Raw genomic sequence first — 22,127 nt, 5'->3', positions numbered from 1 at the left:
ATTCTATGGAAGAAAAGGCTACTTTTAAGGGAGGGAGCAGGAAAAACCAGTTGATCAGCCTGGCGGTTATCGCCGTGCTGATTCTCCTGACCTTTTACACACTTCACAGCAAGCTGGAAGGTGTTAATTTCAGGGATTTGTGGAGTGTTTTTATTCACTTAAAGAAAGAATATATTGTGCTGGCGCTGCTGTCCATGCTGGCGTTCATTGTCATTGAGGGACAGTGTCTGGCCATTATCGGGAGGGCGCTGGGCTATAAGATGCGGCTGCGGGAAGCCACGGTCTATTCGGCTGCGGACCTGTATTTTTCCGCTATAACGCCTTCGGCGACAGGCGGGCAGCCGGCCTCGGCGTATTACATGGCAAAGGATGGAATCAAGGTTTCCGACAGTACCACCATACTGGTACTCAATATCCTGCTGTATACCATTTCATTGATTATCATGGGAACCTGGGGACTGCTGATAAAAATGCACCATTTCATGGGAGCGGGCAGGCTGCTCAAGCTGCTCTTTATCATTGGATTCGTTCTGCAGGTCCTGCTGGTAGCATTGTGTCTTTTATGCATGTTTTCAAAGGAGCTGATCCGGAATCTGGGCAGCTTTGTCATAAAGTGTCTCTATCGGCTGCGTTTTATTAAATACAAGGAAGAAAAGATCGAAAAGATCAATGGATATGTGGACCGTTATCAGGCGGGGATGGATCTTGTAAAGCGAAAACCGGGCGTAATGGCTGCCGTGCTTGCGGGAAACATTCTGCAGCGGATCGCATTTTTCTCAATCGGCTATTTTATATATAAAAGCTTTGGTTTTTCCCATGCCGGGTATGTAGACATGATAGCGCTGCAGTCGATTCTGGCCATGGCGGTCAACAGCCTGCCCATACCGGGAGCGATTGGCGTTTCGGAGGGAAGCTTTCTGCTTCTTTTCGCAGGGATCTATCCGGCAGCCGCACTGGCGCCGGCAATGATTTTTACAAGAGGCATCAACTATTATTTGTGTTTTATATTGTGTGGAATCTATACGATTGCCTATCATCTGTCCATACTGAGAAGGCAAAGCAAAAGGAGGAACAAGGAATGAAGCTGATCGGATATTATAACTATACGGTCATACTGACCGATCTGTCGCTGATCTCATCGGTGTTCGGCATCTATATGGCTATGAAAGGCCATGTGGCGGGCGCTGTCTACTGTCTCATGGTGTCGGGATTTTGCGATATGTTCGACGGTAAAGTGGCCCGGACCAAAAAAAGGTGCGAGGCGGAACAGAAATTCGGCATACAGCTGGACTCCCTCAGCGACCTGGTGTGCTTCGGCGTCTTGCCTACGGTCATCGGGTATTCCATCGGGATGACCAATAGATTTTATGTGTTTGTGTTTTTCATCTATGTCATGGCCGCCCTTACCAGGCTGGCGTACTTCAATGTCATGGAGGAAGAGCGCCAGAGCCGGACACCTGAGCGGCGAAAAGAATACGTGGGCCTTCCGGTTACTTCGGTGGCGCTGATTATCCCGTTGGTCTACATACTGGGAAGATTCGTGGAAATCGAATTTCATAAGATCTACGGAGTCGCTCTGCTGGTAATCGCATTCGCCTTTCTTCTCAATTTCCGTATAAAGAAGCCTGGGAAGGCAGCGGCTGTAGTTATGATTCTCATCGGTATCGCGGAAATTGTATGCATGCTTATAGGATTCCATTATGGCGGATAGAACAAGACCTGTACTCCATCCGCAAAATGAGAGCGGATCGCTGAAATTTTTATACAGAACGTTTCCGGGAAGGCTGCTCCTGCGATTGCTGGTTAACCGGTTTGTCTCCCAGGCAGGAGGCGCTTTCATGAACAGCCGGCTTTCGCGGGGCATGATAAAGGGTTTCATTGAAAAGAATCAAATTGATATGAACCGTTATGAAGAAGGTCCTTTCCAGTGCTACAATGCTTTTTTCAGCAGAAGGCTGCGAGAGGGCGTTTCCATGGATGGGGACCCCAAAAGCCTGATATCTCCCTGTGACGCCAAGCTTTCTGTTTACCGAATCGACCGGGAAAGCCGGTTTTCTATCAAGGGAACGGATTACAGCATTGCCGAGCTTTTGCGGAACAGCGAGCTGGCAGAGATGTACCAAGGCGGGCTTTGCCTGACTTTTCGTCTGACCGTGGATGATTATCATCGGTATTGCTACGTGGACAGCGGCACAAAGGGACCCAATATTTTCATACCGGGAAAGCTTCATACCGTCCAGCCCATTGCCCTTGAGCGCCACGATATCTATAAGGAAAACTGCCGGGAATACACGGTGATGGATACCGACCATTTTGGCCGTGCCGTGCAGGTGGAAGTGGGCGCGCTGATGGTGGGAAAGATCGACAATTTTAAAGAGGCCGGAAACTTCCGCAAAGGTGAGGAGAAGGGGATGTTTCAGTTCGGAGGCTCGACCATTGTTCTGCTTTTGCAGGAAGGCTGCGTGCGGATGGATCAAGAGCTTTTGGCGAATACCGGAAACAACTTGGAAACAATCGTTAAAATAGGTGAGAGCATTGGAAGAGCTATTTAAAAATAAGCGGGATCTGCTCATCTTTGCCGGAATCCTGCTGGCATACGCGTTTTATTTGATATCGGTTCATATCCCTATGGAGCGGCATGTGATCCATGTGCCGCTGGATGACATGATCCCCTTTTGCGAGATATTTGTCATTCCCTACATCTGGTGGTATGGCTTTATTTCCGGGCCATTGGTCTGGTTTTTTATTAAATCGAGAGAGGATTTTCTGGACCTGGGTATTTATCTGCTGATGGGCATGTGGATTTGTTCGGCGTTTTTTTTGATTTATCCTACGTCCATCGATTTTTTGCCGCAGGAATTTCCCAGAAACAATCTGTTTACGTTCCTGATAAAGCTCCTTTACGCGGCAGACAATCCGGCCAATGTGTTTCCCAGCATTCATTGTTTTGAGTCCACAGCTATTTGTATCGCCATCTGGAAATCCAAACGCTGGGGAAAGTTTCCAAAGCCGCGGGCCGTGGGGCTGGCCTCGGCCGTTTTGATCTGTTTGTCCACCGTCTTTATCAAACAGCATTCAGTTCTCGATCTGGCGGCCGGCGTGCTTCTGGCACTGATTTTGTATTTTCCGGTCTATAAAATAAATTGGCCTTATCGCAAAAGATTTGAATAATGTAGGAACCTCTCTAATATACTATATTGATTTATAGTCACAAGCACAGGGAGGTTTTTGTTTTGGAAAATTTAAATATCTATGAAAGCATTGCTAAAAGATCCCAGGGTGATATCTATATAGGCGTCGTAGGTCCGGTCCGCGTAGGAAAATCAACCTTCATAAAGCGGTTTATGGATCTGCTGGTAGTGCCTAATATGAAAAACATCTACGCCAAGGAAAGGCTGCTGGATGAACTGCCCCAGAGCGGTTCGGGCAGAACGATTACGACTACGGAGCCGAAGTTTGTACCGGCTGAGGCTGCCAGCCTGAAGATGCCCGGTAATATGAATTGCCGTGTTCGCCTTGTGGACTGCGTAGGATATTTGGTGCCGGAGGCACTGGGCCATTCCGAAGATGGTAAAGCCAGAATGGTAAACACTCCCTGGGATGAGGAGAAGATTCCTTTTGAAGAAGCTGCGGAAAAAGGAACGAGGAAAGTGATCGAGGAACATTCCACCATTGGAATCGCAGTCACCACCGACGGAACGACTTCGGATATTCCGAGGAAGAACTATGAAGAGGCGGAAGAAAAGGTCATCCGCCAGCTCAAGGAGCTGAAAAAGCCCTTTGTAGTAGTGGTTAATTCCACGGAACCGAAAGCCGCGGCAGCGCAGTCCCTTGCTCAGGAGCTGCAGGAAAAGCATAAGGTGCCGGTGATGGCGGTCAATTGTATGAGAATGAGCAGTGAGGAGCTGAATCAAATCGTGGAAAAAGTGCTGTACCAATTCCCGATCAGCGAAATTTCCTTTGAGCTGCCAGGATTCATGGAAGGGCTGGAAACCGACCACTGGATCAAGTCCTCGGTAATCGAAAGCATCCGCGGCTGGTCCGATACCTTTGAGACGGCGGAGGATATCCAGAAGACTGTGGATTCTCTGGCCGACGGGCAGATCATCCGAGCGGCGCGGGTCGCTGATATGGATCTGGGCAGCGGTCAGGTGGTCATAGATGTGCAGATGGCCGACGGCCTGTTCTACAAAGTGATCGAAGAGCTGATGGATGAAAAGGTGGAAAACGACTATGAATTCTTCCGCCTGCTGCGGGAATTCGCCGAGGCCAAGAAATCCTACGACAAGCTGAAAGGCGCTATGGAGCAGGTGGAAGCCACCGGCTACGGGATCGTTCAGCCGAAGCTGACGGAGATGGTGCTAGGCGAGCCGGAAGTGTTCAAACAAGGCAACAAGTGCGGCGTGCGGCTGACTGCGAAAGCGCCGAGCCTGCATATCATCCGCACCGATATTACTACGGAAGTGGCGCCTGTGGTGGGCAGCGAACAGCAGACGGAGGACCTGGTCAAACATCTGCTGACAGAGTTTGAAACCCAGCCGGAGAAGATCTGGGAAACCAATATCTTCGGCAAGACACTGTACGATATGGTGGCTGAGCAGATGCAGAGCAAGCTGGCGGGAGTACCGGAAAATATTCGGGTGAAGGTCCAGAAATCCCTGCAGAAAATCTGCGATGAAGGAAAAGAATATTTTATCTGCATTGTGATATAGCTTAAGTTTCGCAGTGCGACGAACGGATACAGCACCTCCAAAACAGACCGGCTATTTGCCAGGGCTGTTTTGGAGGTGCTGGTTTTTGAATTTAGAAGCGGTGCTGGGGGCTTGTTAATATATGTAGGGTTTTTTGTAGGCTCTTTTATATGATCTGTTGTAGGGTCTTTTGTGTGGCCTTTTGTATGGTCTATTGTATGATCTTTTGTGTGGTCTTTGCGACCAAGGGGCTTTTTTGGGGACGATGGTTGCGGGATTTGTCAGGAGAATCGGGATTTGGTCGCAAATCCGCAGCCGCTTACTGTTGTAACCGGGCCGCATTCTGCCAGGAAGCGGCGTTTTGCCAATTTGTCCATTTGTCTAATGTGTTCAATGCGGGCAATTCATTTAATTCGGGCAATTCGTCCGATTCTTCCAATGCGTGCGGGCAATTCGTCCAATTTGGGCAAGAAGAATTGTCCGCTTGTTTTCACACTATAACGTACTAAATCGTTTCCGGATCTTTCATCAAAAAAAGGAGACAGAAGCGGATCTTTTTTCAACGTTTCTTAGCCTTGCGGGGCAATCTCAAGTGGGAATCTCCAAAAAATAAGGTCTCAAAACCCGCAAACCCACATATTTTGTCCGCTCCGATCCTATTTTAAAGCAAAAAGCGCCAGGCGATCTTCTTGTCAGACAGTTTCTGATATTCACCAATTGAGCCGGCTTCGCCGCAAGGTTGAATATCGTATAGCCTGCGAGCTGCGGTAACTTTTTAAGAAAATCATACAAAGCTACGCAAAGCTGTGGGTTTGCGGGTGCTCGAAATCGTAAGAAGTGAAAATTTGTGCTACTGGCCGTTCTGAAGACCGCAGGGCCATTGGAGAATCTGTAACTTTTCGAAAAAGTAGGCCATAGTTACCAAATTACTATTTTTATCAACATGCAGCAAAAAACGCTGCCTTGTTGAACTTTTTCCAAGGATACAGAGCATGTGAGCACAGAATCTTGATTCATATGCAGCTTTGGCCAGGAGATCAACCTACTGCCAGTCCGGCATCAGCAAAAAGTCACGGATGTTTCGGTGTTTGATACCCTCGCGGCTCATATCGAATTCATCCAGGGTTACGACGTATTTGGGATAGTTGTCGCGGATAGAAGCATATACACCGAACTCCCGCTCGATTGTTTCAGGGGAGGCCAGCAGATAGCTTACCTGTACATAAAGCTTTTCGCCGTCCCTTTCACAGACAAAATCGATTTCCCTTGTCCCGGTTTTTCCAACAGTTACCGTATAGCCCCTGCGAAGCAGCTCCAGATAGACGATGTTCTCAAGGACAAGGCTGATGTCTTTGGGATTGGAGCCAAGAACAGCCTGACGCATTCCCTGATCGGCCAGATAGTATTTCTCATTGACTGTGAGGAGTTTTTTACCCTGTAAATCCTGCCTGGGTACACGATAGAATAGAAAGGCTTCTTCGCAGTACTTGATGTAGTTCAAAATCGTTTCCGGAGAGACTGTCCGGTTCTCATTTTTAAAATATTTGGAGATCGCCGTAGCCGAGAAAGTTGTGCCGATGTTGGAGACTATATAACCGATGATCCGTTCCAACAGATCGACATCGCGGATACGGTTGCGTTTCATAATATCTTTCAGGACAATAGAATTGTACAAATCCCGCAGGTACAGCCTGCTGGGCTCGTCGGAATAGCGGAGATTCCCCAGGTACGGCATTCCGCCCAGCATCAGGAATTTTGTGAAAAGCTCCTGATCGGAGCTGCCGGGGAAGATACTTTCATACAATTGGGAGAATTCAACGAAGGAAAATGGGTAAATGGTAAATTCCACATAGCGGCCAGCAAGGTATGTGGCTAGTTCACCCGAAAGCAGAGCCGCATTAGAGCCAGTGATATAGATATCGCAGTCAAATTCCACTCGAAAAGAATTTATGCATTTTTCCCATTGCTCGACTTCCTGAATTTCATCGAAAAACAAATATACCTTACCATCCAGCCCGGCCGCCCAATCGGCAATTTCCCTGTGAAGCGCTTCTGCCGAACAGAGGTGCATATTGTTCATGTCTTCAAAATTCAAAGAGAAAAAATGGTCGGAGGGAACTCCCTGGCCTTGCAGCTCATCCTTAATCAGTTCCAGCATGACCGATTTTCCACACCGGCGGATTCCAGTCAGAACTTTAATCAGGTCTTTCCCCATGAAAGGACGTATTCGGGACATATATAATTCACGTTTAATCATAAAAGTGACAACCTCCTTTAGCACTGTGTTATATAGTATATACAGTTTGTAACAAATAAACAATCAAAAATAAAAAGTTTTATAAGTTATAACTAATAAAATTTAATCTTGCAGCAAATGATAGAACCATATTATACTACTTAAATAAATAACAATGCGAAGAGAGAGAATTATAGTATTTCTATTTCATGAATTGATAGGGGTTATGTTGCAGGAATTTTATATAAGCATACCGGCCATGTTGATTTTTTTGAGTGTTCAACTTTATCTTTGCATCAAGTTAAACACCGTACAATTTAAATCCATTCCAATATTTATAATCATTGTCATTGTGGGTTTTTGCGTTTTTGTAGCTAGAAAAGGAGGAGAAAAAATATGGAACTATTAAATGCCATGGTAGAAGTACCCTATATAAGTATACCTGCTATGTTTGTATTTCTGGCCCTTCAACTTTACCTGTGTATTAAAAAGGATCGTGTGATACTCAAGTTTATTCCTGCGGTTATAATAGGGCTCCTTTTAATTTTTACGACATATGCAGTGGCTACTGAAGTTTTTAGCGGTTTTACGGGAATGGGGATTTTACTTCTCGTCTATGCCTGTATTGCAGCACCCGGATTAATAGGTGTAGCGGCAGCATGGATTGTGTATGGAATCTATACGATTCTGACCGGATTGTATCGGCGTTGCCGTAAGGTACAGAATAAGTGAAAGATGCTCGACGTGGCTCGCATCTTATAATTTACGAGCCGCGTCGAGTAAGTTGCACGCATATTCAACCTTGCGGCGAAGCCGACTCAATTGGTGAATATCGTATAACAAAAGTTATCCAGATTCGCTCGTTTTAAGAAGAAAATGGATAACTTTGCAACGCTCCCAGCGGTTCATTTTTTGAGATCAGGCCGTTTAGCAGAAAAGGATGCAAAACAGGCCTCTCCAGCCCACAACTTTTATCCATAGGAAAAGAATATTTTATCTGCATTGTGATATAGCTTAAGTTTCGCAGTGCGATAAGCGGATACGGCACCCCCAAAACAGGCCCGGCTATTTGCCGGGGCGGTTGGGGGGTGGGTTTAGAAGCGGCGCTGCTTGTTAATATATGTAGGGTTTTTTATAGGCTCTTTTGTATGGTCTGTTGTATGATCTTTTGTATGGTCTTTGCGACCAAGGTGCTTTTTAGGGGACGATGGTTGCGGGATTTGGCAGGAAAATCGGGATTTGGTCGCAAATCCGCAGCCGCTTACTGTTGTAACCGGGCCGCGTTCTGCCAGGAAACGGCATTTTGCTAATTTGTCCATTTGTTCAAGTTGCTCAATGCGGGCAATTCGTCCAATTTGGGCAAGAAGAATTGTCTGACCGCTTTCGCATTATAACGTGCTAAATCGTTTCCGGATCTTTCATCAAAAAAGGAGACAAAAGCGGATCTTTTTTCAACGTTTCTTAGCCTTGCGGGGCAATCTTAAGTGGAAATTTCCAAAAAATAAGGTCGCAAAACCCGCAAACCCACATATTTTGTCCGATCTGGTCCTATTTCAAAGCAAAAAGCGCCAGGCAGGCGGCGGCAGGCGATCTTCCTGTCAGACAGTTTACGATATTCACCAATTGAGACGACTTCGCCACAAGGTTGAATATCGTATAGCCTGCGAGCTGCGGTAACTTTTTAAGAAAATCATGCAAAGTTGTGGGTTTGTGGGTGCTCGAAATCGTAAGAAGTGAAAATTTGTGCTGCCAGCCGTTCTGGAGGCCGCAGGGTCATTGGAGAATCTGTAACTTTTTGAAAAAGTAGACTATAGTTACCGAATTACTATTTTTATCAACATACAGTAAAAAAACACTGCCTTGTTGAACTTTTTCCAGGGATACAGAGCATGTGAGCACAGGATCTCGATTCATATGCAGCTTTGGCCAGGAGCAGAGGCTTCAAACCTTGAAAATACATCAACAATAAAGTCGAAATGAATCCGTTGTTGAATAAAATATGCATATTGTTAAGATTTGGAGCGCCGACAAGGGATTTTTGGCTGGGACATAGATTAAAATAACATTTGTCAGACACAGAAAAAGACGGTATGATATAGGGGGATAAGAAAGAGCAAGAACTTCAGTGGGGAAACCAGGTGAGATGAAAAAGGACAAATTGTTTGAACAGAATATACTGCCCTCCTATCAGGCAGTGCTTAAATACTTGTACGCACAAACCAGAGATCCGATTCTCTCAGAAGACTTGACGCAGGAAACCATGCGGAGTGCCTGGGAAAAGCTGGATCAAGTAAAAAGACCCCAGTCCTACAAAAACTGGGTCATGCAGATTTCTCATAATGTACTGCTCTCCCATTACCGGGCAGAGGGCGCGGAGAAACGCGGCGGCAGTGAAGGCGGCCTGCTGAACATCGATGATCTGGAAATTTTGGATGTGAAAGCAGGAGATGCTGTGGATGAGCTGATCGACCAGGAAGCTATCCTGGAATTGTTCGTGGATCTGGCCCAGACCCACAGAGAGATCATTTCCCTCCATCTGTTCCTGGGCTTTACTTTTGATGATGTGGCCCAGATTCTCAATATGAACAGCAGCACGGTGAGAGTGTATTACCGAAGAGGTCTGAAACAGGTAGAGAAAAATTATTACTGCAAGCAGCGGAGAGAAAGCGAGGTCGGCAGGCATGAATGATAAAGAAAACCATACGAATTTTGAATATGCGCTGAAGCACGCTTTTGAAGCGGATTTCGAGAAGAACTGCCAAAGCGCGGCTGTACCGGAATTGGACTTCCTGAAAAAGAAATCCCATCGTACAGCAAAACAAAAGAGAAGTTTTTCCTTTGGTAAAGTGGCGGCAGTGGTTGTGATTGCTCTGTTGGGCGCCAACATGGTCCTGCTGATTTCAAACGATTCCCAGTCCTATGGAGATAAAGGAATCCTTCACAGGCTTTATCAGGGCATCGCAGGAGTCGTAACAGATTCCGATGAAGCGATCAGCCCGGATGACGAGGTGGAAGCGTTGACCATAAACAGCATGGACGACATAGAAAAAGCGAAACGCTTTCTGCCGGGCCTATATGTGCCGCAATATATCCCGGAAGGTTATAAGCTGGACGATCTATCCATAAATAAATATGCCGACGGGGATTACGCAGCTGCATATGCGTTTTCCGACCCAAAAGGCAAAACTCTGGGAATCAGCGCTATGTTTACGGTGGGAGATAACAGCTATGCCTCCTCGGGGCAGGGCGAAATGATTGAAAAGAAGGATCGTAAGATATTTATCTCTTATGATGAGGTTGATGAAGCCTATACGGCCACTGTCTACACGGAAACCGGTGTGATGGATATCAGCGGAGATTTGGATAAAACTGAGTTGATGCGAGTGGCTGAGGGATTGGAAAAATAAACGGAAGATTAATAGAACCGTACCGGCAAGGGCTGCCAGGACCGCTTATCTATAAAGTTTCAAAGATAAGCGTTTCTGACAGCCCTTGTTTGTTTTCACGCGGCTAGGAAGAAAGTGCCTTGTAATAAGTGTTGGAGTAGGATGTTCCGTTTTTTACATATTTAATCGTTACCTTGATCCGATATTTTTTCTTTGAGGATATGCCGAATTTCGCCACATGACGCATCTGATTGGATTTAACAGTCTGTACGGCTGCCGCCGCATTGGCGTTTTTATAGCTTCCGCCAGAGGCAAGATACTGCAGCCGGATCGTGGATGTGATGCTGGAAGCGCCGGCTCTGGCAGCAACGACTGTGGCCTGGGCTTTTGATGAAGACAATTTTGTAAAGGTCATAGAACAGGATACAGCAAAAGGCACAATGGATGGGCTTCCGTCAGACTCTGCATTGCTGCTGTCATCGATCAGCTCATTTTCCAAAAGCACTTCATCGGGTATGTCCCCCTCAGATACAGCAGCGAAGGCCATCTGCGGAACCAACAGAACAAGAACGGCAGACAGCAGGATAAATAATTTTAATCTTTTCATAATGACCTCCTTGAATAAAAAATCCCTTATATATAGTAAGACGCAAAAGACCCATGATTTTGTTACAAGATAAAATTTTAAAAAATTTGTAACATTTTTAATATGAAAATCCGTCTTATTAAATATAGGGGGAACAATTGCAAGGAGGAAAGCTATGGAAATCAGAAAAAGCTACAAGGTCCTGGCATGGATTCTATCCATATGCCTGGTCATTACGCTGACCCCGGAACTGGGATTTGCCGCAGAAAAGGCTTCTGCCGGCGCCAAAACCCCAGTGATTGATCCGGAGGAGGTAACAGAACAAAACGTAGTTGAATCGAAAAAAACGACAGACACCACCACCTATGATCTGGGAGGCGGCCAGGAAATGACCGTTTTCCACGGAGGCGATGTCCGTTACAAGGATGAAAAAGGAAAACTGATCGATTATGATCCATCCCTGGTTGAGATCAAGGATGGTGAAAAAACAGAACAGAATCAAGCTTTGGACAAGTATGCCTATGAGAATAAAGAGGGGGACAAAAAGCAATATATTCCCGAGACGCTTTCGGAAAAAACACCCATTCTCATGGAATACAAAGACTATCAGATCGCTTTTGCCCCGACCAACAAGACTTTGAAACAGTCGGGGACAAAAGAAGAGAACGTAGAGGTCAAGAAAGAAAAAATTCCAACCACCTACGAACAAGAGAAAAAACTGCCGATCAACGCGGTTTACGGGGACGAAAACAAAGCGGCCACGCTCACGTATACTTCAGGGGAATACGGAGTAAAGGAAACGCTTACTCTGGAAAAAAAGCCGGAGAGCAACGTATTCCAGTACCGGCTCAGGCTGAAAGGAATGACCGCCCGTAAAAACGTCACAGATCAGGGCATTACTTTCTATGATAAAGAAACCGGAGATATAACAGGGGATATTTCCGCGCCATGGATGAACGATGCCAGCGGCGACGCATACAGCGAAGCGATTACTTACGAGATGAAAAAGGACGCAGCGAAGGATGACGAATATCTGCTGACAATGACCATAGACGACGCTTACCTTTCCGACCCGCAGCGTCAGTATCCGGTGACCGTCGATCCTTCCACAACATGGACCGGATCAGGAAAAGTAAAGGATGCGTACATCATCAGCGGAAGCTACAAAAATACCAACTTTTATGAAAGCGGAACAAAGGTGATGCCGGCAGGAAAGAACAGCACCGGGACACACCGTACATGCATCCAGTTTACCGACATTAAAAAAACTATCAAGGGGCATACGGTAACAAGCGCAAAGCTGACCGTTTATGAGACGGGTACCGGCGCCAGCAAACAGAAAGTCGGGGCTCACCGCATCAAGGAATCCTGGTCGCCGGGAAGTGTCACCTGGACAAAAAGACCGGCTTTTGTCGGCACTGCTTACAGTACGATTACGACAAAGAAAACCGCAAAATCCGCACACACCTTTAACCTGCTGTCCTATGCGCGGGATTTGGCCAATGACAGCATACCGAGCTACGGAATCATACTTAATAATAATACCGCGACGCCTAGCTATGCGTGCTTTTACGGCAGCAGACATGCAACCAGCGCCTACAGGCCAAAGCTGGTAGTCACCCATTACAAGGTGCCCAACGCGCCGAGCGTATCCCTTTCCACATCGGGAAGTAATACCGGCACAGGCCTCAGCTTCAGCCACAGTGGAATGGATATGACAGACGTAAGCAGCGTTCAGTATAAAATTCAAAAATACAACGGTTCCAGCTATGCCGACTATACCTCGGGGACAGCCAACAGCAGCGGGAGTACAGCACTGCCGACGCTGCCTGACGGTATCTTCCGGGTAGCCGTATGGGGTGTAAATGCAGGAGGAGCCGCCGGGAGCGCGGGTTACAGCGGCAGCGTAACGGTTGACCGGACACCTCCGGCCCTGACCTTATCCGGACCAAGCACCACAGCGGCCGCCCCGTCGGGAATAAAATCGCCGACGATTACCTGGTCCGCCTCAGATACCAACCTGAGTACCGTACAATACTCCGTTGACGGTGGCGCTTACAGCAGTGGCAGCTTAAACGCCAGCGGCAGTCAGGCGCTGAAAACTTTCGAAGCATCAGGAAGCCATACGTTTGTCATGAAGGCTACGGACCGCTATGGCAACGTCACAACAAAAAGCTTTACCTATTATCTGGATATGGACAAACCTTCCATCGGCAACGTGGGCATTAAAACAAAAGACAAAGAGACCCTGGGAACGGATTGGACGACCGATGCGAATCCGACGATCCACTTTGACGGAATCACGGACAACATGCCTCTGGAACAATCCTCGATCCAGTATGCCATCACTGCTGCGGACGCGCAGCCCAAGGAAGAGGACTATCACGCAGTTAATTTCGAGACTATTTCCTCCGGCGCGCCGTATGAAGGCACCTTCCGGCTGAGTCAGGAAGAACAGGCCATGAAGTCCAATGCGTATCTGATACACCTGCGGGTTAAAGACATCGCAGGAAATGTGGAAGTTAAATCATTGGCTTTTAACCGGGATAACGAAAAACCGACGGCAAAGTTAAAAGTTATGGCTCACAGCGGGGCGGAGGCGGTTACAGAAGCAAAAGACACCGTCACCATTGCCGCAGAGCTTAATGGTACCGGCAGCCCGCTGAAAGAAGCGAAGCTGAATCTGTACCGCGTTACTAAGACAGCCGATGAGCAGGGAAACGAAACGGAAAAAGAAGAATTCGTTGAAACCCTGCAGCAGGACATCACAGAGAGTACAACTGTAGAATGGGATACCCACCAGCAGGAAAACGGAACCTACCGGCTGAAAGCAGCGGTAAAGGATTCTTCCGACCTGGAAGGAAACGGAACTTATGACATAAAGATCGTCAATCCGCAGGAAGCGCCGATAATCACGGCAGATCTGGTACGGAATAATCCATTGAAGGTAAGCTGGGAGTTTGAAAAGGATACTGTAAAGCTCAAAGAAATGCAGTATCAATTCAGCGATGATACAGAATGGACGAAGGTACCCGATTCCGCAAAGGCCTCCGGCCAGTTTGAAATACAGCTGCCGAAAGAGGGCAGCTACAAGATCCGCTTCCGTGGTATCGACACGGTGGGTGCGGCTACGAAGGTTACGGAAAAGACCTGTGTCTGGGATCAGACGGCTCCAACCGCAGAGATAAAATCTTTTGCAAGAGGGCGTATCAAGGGCACGGCCAGTGACGCTCAGCTGAAAGAGTGGAAAATCCTCTGCAAAGAGGCACAGCAGCCGGACAGCGAATACACGGAAAAACTCAGCGGCACGCAGGAAGTAAAAGACGGAGAGCTGGGTATTCTGGATCTGACAGACACCTACTTTAAGACGGGACAGCAATATCAGCTGAAGCTGGTGGTAACGGACTTGGCAGGAAATCAGGCCGAGGCATTAAAGGAGATCTACAAACCGGCAGATGAAACCTGCATCCAGGTGAAGGACGCAAAATTCAATATAAAGCGGCCGTCCTGGTATACGGACTATTCCGTCAGCCCCTTTACCATAGCGGCGCAGACAGGAAAAATGGAATTGAAAGAGCTGGAAGAGGGCATTCTCTCCTCCGGCGATATTACCTGGTTTGTTGACAACCGGAACGCAGGAACCGGAAAAGTCCTGGAAAAAGACTTCGCAGCCTATGAGGATGGCAAAGACCATCGGATTTTAGCTGTTCATAAAACAGAAAAAGGCGGGTATTCCTACAGCAGACAGGTTACAAAAAACGATCTGATTAAAACCGTTTCCTTTGGACAGACTGCCGCGGCCAGCGGAGAAAAGACAATCGAGGCAAAGAAAGATGTGGTGTCCCTGCGCCTTGCCTGCGAAGCAGAAAGCGAAAGCGGACAGCCGCTCTCTTACCAGATCAAGGTTGGAGACGGAAGTTTCCGGAACATAGAGCCGGGTAAAACTTACCGGATTTCGGAGCTTACAGACGAGCAGGCCTATGGAGACACTTTCACAGTAAAAGTATCCTGCGCTGAGGAGACCATTTTCGCAGACGCATCACTGGAGATGGATACATTGCAGGCGGAAGCTTTCAATGTCAGCGCTTTAAGCAATTACATACCGGAGACTGCTTCGGTCAAGCACCGTCTCAACGACCGGGTGTATCTGTATTGGGACAACACGCTGCCGGATGCGGACAGCAGTGTAAGCTATAACATTTATCACAGTGCTGATAAAGATTTCGTGCCGTCAGAAAAAAATCTGGCCGCAGAGAATGTACAGGCCGGTTATTACAGTGAAATCAACGTCAATTACGGAGGAAACTATTACTATCGCATTACAGCTGTCAAACGGGACGCAGAAGGAAAAGTCATTTCCGAAAGCATGCCTTCGAAAGAGTTCGGCGGCAGAATCCTGGACTATAACGAGCATACAAAACGCCTGGGTCTGCAGGACTACTGGCAGTATGAGGACTTTAAGACTCCGGTAGGCAGCGGCAGCATCGAAAAGAGCAGCGGCAACTTTGTCTATCAGCAGACGGACGCTGCGCTGCCCAATGAAAAGCTGGAAGTGGAGCTGACCAGAACCTACAACAGCCAGTCCAGCGAAAAGTCCGCCTTCGGTTTAGGATGGACGCACAATTATGACTTGGAACTGCTCAATGTTTATGATAAGGAATCCGACAGCTTTGACAACGTGGTATTCAAAGACAGCAGCGGCAGCATTTTCCGTTTTGTCAAAAGCCCTGAAGACCCGGACACCTATATTTCTTCCATGGGTGAATACATCACCATGAAGAAAGAGGTAAAGACCGAGGACGTGCAGATTCAGGAAAAGAAGGCCGGAGCATCCGGCGAAAACCAGATGAAAACCGTCCAGGTAGCCAGCCAGTACACCGTTCGCACCAAGGACAATCAGGAGTACCGCTTTAACGGCGGCGGCCAGCTGGTATACCTTACGGAGCCTAACGGCAACTTCCTGCTCTTTGAATATCAGGACAAAATCGGTCTTCTGGCAAAAATTATCACAAACCGCAATTTGACCATGGACTTTACATATAATTCTACCGATCCGGATGCAGACACCCTGTTGGTTAAAAAAGTCACTCTTCCGGATGGTGGAACCAGGGAATACACCTATCAGCAGTCGGGAACGGACAGCTTGCTGACTCAGGTAAAAGCGGTCGGTAGCGATGGTAAGGAAATTAACTACGAATACGGATATGACAACGCGGATACGCCGAATGTGAACGTAATCAAAGATGCCAAGGGCAATCCGTATGAGTTGAAGTATCAGGATGAGAAGGTGACAGAAGCGGTTTATCCCAATTCCGATAAGCTGACTTTAACATACGAAAACACAGAAGACAAAGGCGGCAAAACTGTGACCAAAAAGCTGGCTGACAAACGTCTGCTCCTTGGCTATCGCGAGGTCAGCAGCCAGACGGACCGGTTCGACCGCAGCGGTTACTGCATGGAAAACATTGATGCCAATGGCAACAGCACAACCTTTGACTATACGGACGGCATTTGCATAAGCTCCTCCTGGAAAGAGGACAGCACTTATGTTGCGGAGGACGGCTCCATTAAAAGCGAAGGCGAGGTAACCAGGGAAGAGCTGACGGAGCTGGGAAAACGCAGAAATGTAGATAAAGAAGTCAGTGAGGATGGAAGCGTTTCCACCTACGTTTATTATGCTGACACATCAGATCTGGATATTCAGGATCTGGTCAGCCATACGGAAAGGCTGGATGCGGATCTGGATCTGGTGGAAGACGACTACTATGAATACGATGAATACGGCAACGAAATCGAGGACTATGATGATATCGAAGATATGACCACCCTCAGCGATTACGACGAAGACGGAGAGCTTTTAAGCGAAACCGAGTACTATGTCGGCGATATGGACTATGACGTGGACATGGACGAAAACGTATTGAAGGAGGTCGTGCGGACCACGAGCTATGCTTACGCCTACGACGACAAAGGCAATAAAACCGAGACTGTGACAGAAATCAGCGGCGATAAAAAGACAGAAACCATCACAAAGTATGATGTAATGGGAAATGAGGTTTCCGTATCGGTGAAGTCCGGGGCCGCGGATAAAACTTTGGGCGCTGCCGATCTGGACAGTGAAACCGTAACAGAATACGACAGCATGGGTCAGGCCGTGAAAGTAACGGTAAAGGATGGAGCCATCACAACCGTGACCGAAAATACTTATGACGACAACGGCACCTTGACAAAAGAAACGACTGTAACCACAGAAAACGGGAAAACGGATACAGTGACGACAGCCTATACCTATGATTCCATGAATGAACTGGTCAGCAAGACAACGGATGATAATGGGGAAGCCCAAACCGTGACTACCAGCCGCGGCTATGAGGATATAGCGGTACACAGCAGCAGCGGGAGCGGAACGAAGACCGTAGAAAACGCGTACATGACAAAGGAAACCGATCAGGATGGAAATCTTTTGTCTCAGTCCTGGCAGGATAAGGTGGGCAACACGGTCCGGGAATTCAAAAATGGGCTGTACACTGATACCCTGTATGACAAATACGGCAAAGAGATCGGCACTTATGAGGCCGGTAAAAATCCAGCCTCGGAAGACGGCCTGCTGACTCTGAACGTCTACAATAAAAAAGGCTATCAGAGCGATACGATTACAGCTCCGGAAAGCAAGGCGGACGGATTCTATGTGGGAGCGGATTCCATCCGTCAAAGCACTGAGTACAGCGATGCGGGCAAGGAGCTTACCTCCACCGATGCTTTGGGGCATAAGACTTCTTATGGCTATGACAAAAAAGGCGAACTGAACCAGGTGACTCTGCCGAACAAAGCTGCCACCAGCTTCAAGAACCAGGAAACCTACGTCAACGGTCAGCTGGAAACCACGGTAACCATGACCGACGCGAAAAAACAGGTCAGCCAGGTTCGCAGCAACGGGGACGGAGAGCAGCTGGAAATCAAAGATCTTTATACAAAGGAGGACGGCACGGATCAGTCCATTTGGACCAAATACAAGTATGACGAGAAGGGGCGTCTGGAAAAAGAATCACAGGCAAAAGGCAATTACAGGCTTTACTACTATGACGCCAACGACCGGGTAACGGAAACCGGATATTACGAAAAGGAAGACGGCAAGGAAAAACAGACCTTAAAGACAACCTATGCCTACGACGTTTCCGGCAACGTGACGGAGATGTGCGACTATACGGTGGCGGGAAACAAGGAGACGCTTCTGCGCTGCACCGTTTATACCTACGACAAGCAGAAACGCCTGATCGCTTTCTCTGAATGTGATGGGCCGGAAATGCCAAGCCAGGAAGCGCTGGATCAGCATAAGGTGTCCTATACCTACAGTAAGGACGGCCTGGTGACGGATATCGACTATGCCTTCGCCAAGGACGGCATCACGGGCCTCAAGTATCATTATGACAGCAACAAGTGGCTGACCGGTATCAGTGCCAAGGGCGGCCTGTTGGATAAGACCCTGCGGAAATACACCTATGATGACTTTGGACGCGTATCGCAGATGAAGGACCACTATGGATTCGCTGACGGCGGAAACGGCACCATTACCAGAGCCTATTCCTACGACCGCTTCGGACGTGTGACGTCCATGACTTATACGGACAGCAAGGACGCCGACCAAGCGAAAGAAACTTATGCCTACAAGTACGATAAAAACAGCAATATCATCGAAGAAAAAATCGTCAGCAATTATGTCATGGCCGACGGCAAAGGCATAGACTGTACCAAGAACTATACCTATGACAGTGTAGGCAGGCTGACAGATGTCAATGTGATCGACCACAGAGAAGGCGCGGCGGCAAGCAAGATGACCCAGTACGAATATGACGAGGTGGGCAACCGGACGAAGGAGATCACCGGCGCGGAAGCCACCACTTATGCCTATAACCCGCTGAATCAGCTGACGGCCACTAAGACTGGAAAAGTTAATGCCGACACAGGGGAGATCACCGATCTTACACCGTATGGCGACTACAGCTACGACCGCAACGGCAACCAGATTGGGCAGACCGACCATAAGACCGGAGAGACAGCGACCCTGACTTACGACGCGGCCAACCGCCTGAGTAAGTATGAGGCAAAGAAAGACAATGCGGTTGTCGTGACCCAGGAAAATCGGTATAATGGAAATGGACAGAGGATTCAGAAAAAAGAGACAAAGGGTGCGGAATCGAAAACCCGCAACTATTATTATCAGGACGGAAGCGTGCTGTATACTTCCGACCAGAACGGCAATCTGACCAGCCTGAACCTGATGGGAACCAGTGGCAACGTGATCGCCACGGAGCGTAAAGGTGAAGGAAGTCCAACCTGGTATCTGTATAACAAGGACGTACGGGAAAGCACCAGCAGCATGATTAACAGCGCCGGGGAACTGGCGGCGGCTTATGAGTATGACGAGTTTGGTGAGACGACTGTGCGGGCCGGGGAACAGTTCGATAACGAGATTTGCTATACCGGGCAGGTGTATGATCAGGGTACAGGGTTGTATTACTACAATGCTAGGTTCTATGATCCGGAGGATGGAAGATTCTTGTCGCAGGATACGTATCGTGGAGAACAGGATGAGCCTGATACTTGGCATTTGTATGCGTACTGTGCGAATAATCCGGTGAATTTTGTGGATCCGAGTGGGCATTTCGTATGGGCGTTGCCTGCGCTTGGCTCAATAACAGGATCTTCAATGGCAAGCTTTATTGCAGCTGGGATAGGAACCACCGTAGTAAGTATCGTGTCGGGGCTATCGTTAAAGAAGATACTTAGAGTTGTTGAGAAGGTTAAAGTAGCTGAGACAGTGACAGGAGCTCTAATAAAGTCATTAAAGACAGCAGTTAAAAAGTCATGGAAAAGAAAGCGAAACACAAAGAATGAAAAACATCATATTATTGCAAAGGCTGCTAAAAAAGCAAAATTAGGAAGATCTGTTTTGAAAAAAGCAGATATTGGAATTAATTCAAAACGAAATTTGAAAAAGATCAAATACAATTTACACAAGCATATGCATACGAATTCGTACTATACATCAACTAACTTAATAATGTATGCATCGACGAAAGTAGGTGCAGCGATGCGAAAGGCGTTTCCTAAATATGTGTCAAAAAATAAGGCAAGAAGTATAAACAAGGTTTCGGCAAAAGCAACACTAAAAGCAATTAAACTATTAATTGGGGCAGCTAATTTAGTATCAAAGAGATAAGGGGGCTTAATGGATATGAAAAAAATATATGATATAGAAATAACAGGAACTTCCGGGATCCTGTCAAACCGGCAGAATGCTTTTGTTATTGCCGATGAAAACCATTTGAAAAAATATGATCTTCAGACGGCAGAACAACTGAAAACATTGGAAATAGAACTGGTAGAAGGGTTAGAATTAGATACGGAGGAAGAGTTTTTATATGCCTTTACCGGTGAATCAATCTATCTTGTTGATCTGCAAACGTTTGAAGTGGTAAAAAAGGCTGACATAAATCTCTCCGATGAATCAGACGAGTGGGAAATCAAAGGACTTTATCATATAAAAGATAACCTGCTGTTTCTGCTGATACGGATTCAGTATGAATACAATCTGGCTGCCCTGTATGATATGGCTGCATCTGATATGGAAGTTGTGTGCAGAGAAGATACGGAGAATCAGCTCTGGTTTGACAAACAAAATGGGCTTCAAATTGTCAGGAACGAGAGATACAAGCCTAAGTGTGACAGCAATGTGATCTCCTGTAAACGACATTGGTTCCAGTCGGACAAGTTCCCCTTCAAAATGGAAATATCCGTTATGCAGGCGGATAAAATGACCGTTCAAAAATCGGGAGTTTTGTATTTCGTTGACCCTGACGGGCGGTTTTCGCTCGTAATGGAGGATGCTTTTTTAAAAATGTACTGTGTCTTTGTGGAGAATAATTCAATGAAGGTTGTCAAAAAGCTGAAATCTCCCAGGAATTACTGTCCGATGGAAGCGTACTTGGTTCGGGAGTGTGAATGTCTGGTACTGATGTACGAAAAGGAATCCCTTATTTTCTCCTGCAAAGATCTGGATTTCAAATTGGAAAAAGTGGTAGAAACAAGCTTTGCGTCATCGCCGCCACTATATTTTCAAGAAACAGAACAATTGTTGATATTAGACGCAGAAGAAGGGAAATGGGTCGATATGGAGGCGTTTCACTAAAAGGAACTGACGGCCACACAGGAGGTAAGTATGTACATAGTGCTTGACATTGAACTTAGGCCAAAAGGCGCAATCGATGATGAAGAAATGTATAATTTCCCGAAGAAGATGCTGGCGGTCGTCAATGCGTTTGATGTTGAATTTAAAAAACAAAGAGTACGCAGGCGGCACTACTATTCCTACAAAATCAAAAGTACGGATGGGCAATATCAGGCGTTCCTGAAATTTAATGAGCAGTACAAGAAAAAACTTGATATTATCATTTATCCGTATACGGTTTATGAAAATCAGGATTATGAAAGTGCGTCCGCCTATCTGCTTCAGTTTACCAACAAATGCTATTACTATGATGACTATCCTGATTTTGAAAAATACGACTGCATGGAGATTGCCAGCGATGCGCTGGGGCAATGGTATCCCAGGCCTCCGATCTATATTAATCTCCCAATTAAAACAAAAAGGGCCTTTGAAAAACGTATAGATGGAGCGATAACGCCTGATTTTGAAAGCTATCTTTCCCCGAAGCTTTACGAGTACCTGATAAAGCGCGGCGTGGATTCAAGCTGTTTTAAAGAGGCCTATAAAAAAGGGAGAACCTATGAGACCGTAGCTTATCGGCTATGGGGAAAGGAACACACCCTCCCGCCGGAAAGCCTATTCCTTTTTACTGAAGATGACGAGTATGTATGGTGTCAGGATCCGGCTACGGGGTGCGTGAAATGGATCCCGTATGAAGGCGAAGAAGGCGAAGCGATAGAAGATTATAATTGGCACCTCCATGGCTCTTTAAATCCCCAAATCTATACAATGACCAAGGCAGGAATCGGTGCGCTTGGCTATGTGAGCGATAGCTTTGAAGCCTGGGGAAATATGCGTACAACGATTGTTAACCCGGAGCTGTTTCGTTTGATTAGTGAAAAGGTCCCCGAGGTACGAAAGCGCTCAATACCTATATTTCGAAGAGACGGAGCCCCTCCATCGTATATGAAGACGGTAGTGGAACCATAGGGTAGAAACGGTTAATCTGGGGATATAAATA

Annotated in this window: 13 protein-coding genes; 11 read left to right on the top strand and 2 right to left on the bottom strand. The window is 47.0% G+C overall.

The window, feature by feature from the left end:
* Positions 1 to 5: 5 nt before the first annotated feature.
* The 5 genes from NE619_RS02210 (at position 6) to spoIVA (ending at position 4,712) form a co-directional block, all read left to right on the top strand.
* Positions 6 to 1,082 carry a lysylphosphatidylglycerol synthase transmembrane domain-containing protein gene (locus NE619_RS02210; protein WP_256130717.1) on the top strand — a complete coding sequence of 359 codons (1,077 nt, stop codon included), beginning with the start codon at positions 6 to 8 and terminating at the stop codon, positions 1,080 to 1,082.
* Positions 1,079 to 1,711: a CDP-alcohol phosphatidyltransferase family protein gene (locus NE619_RS02205; RefSeq protein ID WP_256130716.1), complete on the top strand. Its 633-nt coding sequence runs from the start codon at positions 1,079 to 1,081 to the stop codon at positions 1,709 to 1,711. The genes NE619_RS02210 and NE619_RS02205 overlap by 4 nt, the downstream gene beginning before the upstream one ends.
* Positions 1,701 to 2,552 (top strand): phosphatidylserine decarboxylase, encoded by an 852-nt coding sequence (locus NE619_RS02200; protein WP_256130715.1) that lies wholly within the window; start codon positions 1,701 to 1,703, stop codon positions 2,550 to 2,552. Before NE619_RS02205 ends, NE619_RS02200 begins: the two co-directional genes overlap by 11 nt.
* Positions 2,536 to 3,171, top strand: a complete 636-nt coding sequence (locus NE619_RS02195; RefSeq protein WP_256130714.1) for a phosphatase PAP2 family protein — start codon at positions 2,536 to 2,538, stop codon at positions 3,169 to 3,171. Before NE619_RS02200 ends, NE619_RS02195 begins: the two co-directional genes overlap by 17 nt.
* A gap of 62 nt (positions 3,172 to 3,233) precedes the next feature.
* On the top strand, positions 3,234 to 4,712 hold the full coding sequence (gene spoIVA, locus NE619_RS02190) for a stage IV sporulation protein A (protein WP_256130713.1): 1,479 nt from the start codon (positions 3,234 to 3,236) through the stop codon (positions 4,710 to 4,712).
* 1,021 nt (positions 4,713 to 5,733) lie between these two features.
* Here spoIVA and NE619_RS02185 read toward each other — a convergent pair.
* Positions 5,734 to 6,948: an ATP-binding protein gene (locus NE619_RS02185; protein ID WP_256130712.1), complete on the bottom strand. Its 1,215-nt coding sequence runs from the start codon at positions 6,946 to 6,948 to the stop codon at positions 5,734 to 5,736.
* A 375-nt stretch (positions 6,949 to 7,323) separates the two neighbouring features.
* Between NE619_RS02185 and NE619_RS02180 the strand changes: the two genes are divergently transcribed.
* The 3 genes from NE619_RS02180 to NE619_RS02170 all read left to right on the top strand — a co-directional run bounded on the left by NE619_RS02180 (position 7,324) and on the right by NE619_RS02170 (position 10,334).
* Entirely contained in the window at positions 7,324 to 7,659 is a 336-nt protein-coding gene (locus NE619_RS02180) for a hypothetical protein (RefSeq protein WP_256130711.1), read from the top strand.
* 1,411 nt (positions 7,660 to 9,070) lie between these two features.
* Positions 9,071 to 9,616, top strand: a complete 546-nt coding sequence (locus NE619_RS02175; RefSeq protein WP_256130710.1) for an RNA polymerase sigma factor — start codon at positions 9,071 to 9,073, stop codon at positions 9,614 to 9,616.
* On the top strand, positions 9,609 to 10,334 hold the full coding sequence (locus NE619_RS02170) for a DUF4367 domain-containing protein (RefSeq protein ID WP_256130709.1): 726 nt from the start codon (positions 9,609 to 9,611) through the stop codon (positions 10,332 to 10,334). Before NE619_RS02175 ends, NE619_RS02170 begins: the two co-directional genes overlap by 8 nt.
* 103 nt (positions 10,335 to 10,437) lie before the next feature.
* Here the strand turns inward: NE619_RS02170 and NE619_RS02165 are convergent, their stop codons facing one another.
* Complete coding sequence (locus NE619_RS02165) at positions 10,438 to 10,920, bottom strand: hypothetical protein (RefSeq protein ID WP_256130708.1); 483 nt, start codon at positions 10,918 to 10,920, stop codon at positions 10,438 to 10,440.
* A gap of 154 nt (positions 10,921 to 11,074) precedes the next feature.
* Between NE619_RS02165 and NE619_RS02160 the strand changes: the two genes are divergently transcribed.
* The 3 genes from NE619_RS02160 to NE619_RS02150 are packed head-to-tail and all read left to right on the top strand — an operon-like array spanning position 11,075 to position 22,096.
* A complete protein-coding gene (locus tag NE619_RS02160) occupies positions 11,075 to 20,119 on the top strand; it encodes a DNRLRE domain-containing protein (protein ID WP_256130707.1) in 9,045 nt (3,014 codons plus the stop codon).
* Positions 20,120 to 20,134: 15 nt separating this feature from the next.
* Positions 20,135 to 21,088, top strand: coding sequence for a hypothetical protein (locus NE619_RS02155; RefSeq protein WP_256130706.1), 954 nt, complete (start codon positions 20,135 to 20,137; stop codon positions 21,086 to 21,088).
* Positions 21,089 to 21,118: 30 nt separating this feature from the next.
* The gene (locus NE619_RS02150; protein ID WP_256130705.1) at positions 21,119 to 22,096 is read left to right on the top strand and encodes a hypothetical protein; all 978 of its coding nucleotides are present in this window, start codon (positions 21,119 to 21,121) and stop codon (positions 22,094 to 22,096) included.
* The last annotated feature ends 31 nt before the right edge of the window (positions 22,097 to 22,127 follow it).

This window comes from Anaerovorax odorimutans (genome assembly GCF_024459955.1).
GTDB classification, from domain to species: domain Bacteria; phylum Bacillota; class Clostridia; order Peptostreptococcales; family Anaerovoracaceae; genus Hominibacterium; species Hominibacterium odorimutans_A.
This window is presented reverse-complemented; position numbering and strand designations above follow the sequence as displayed.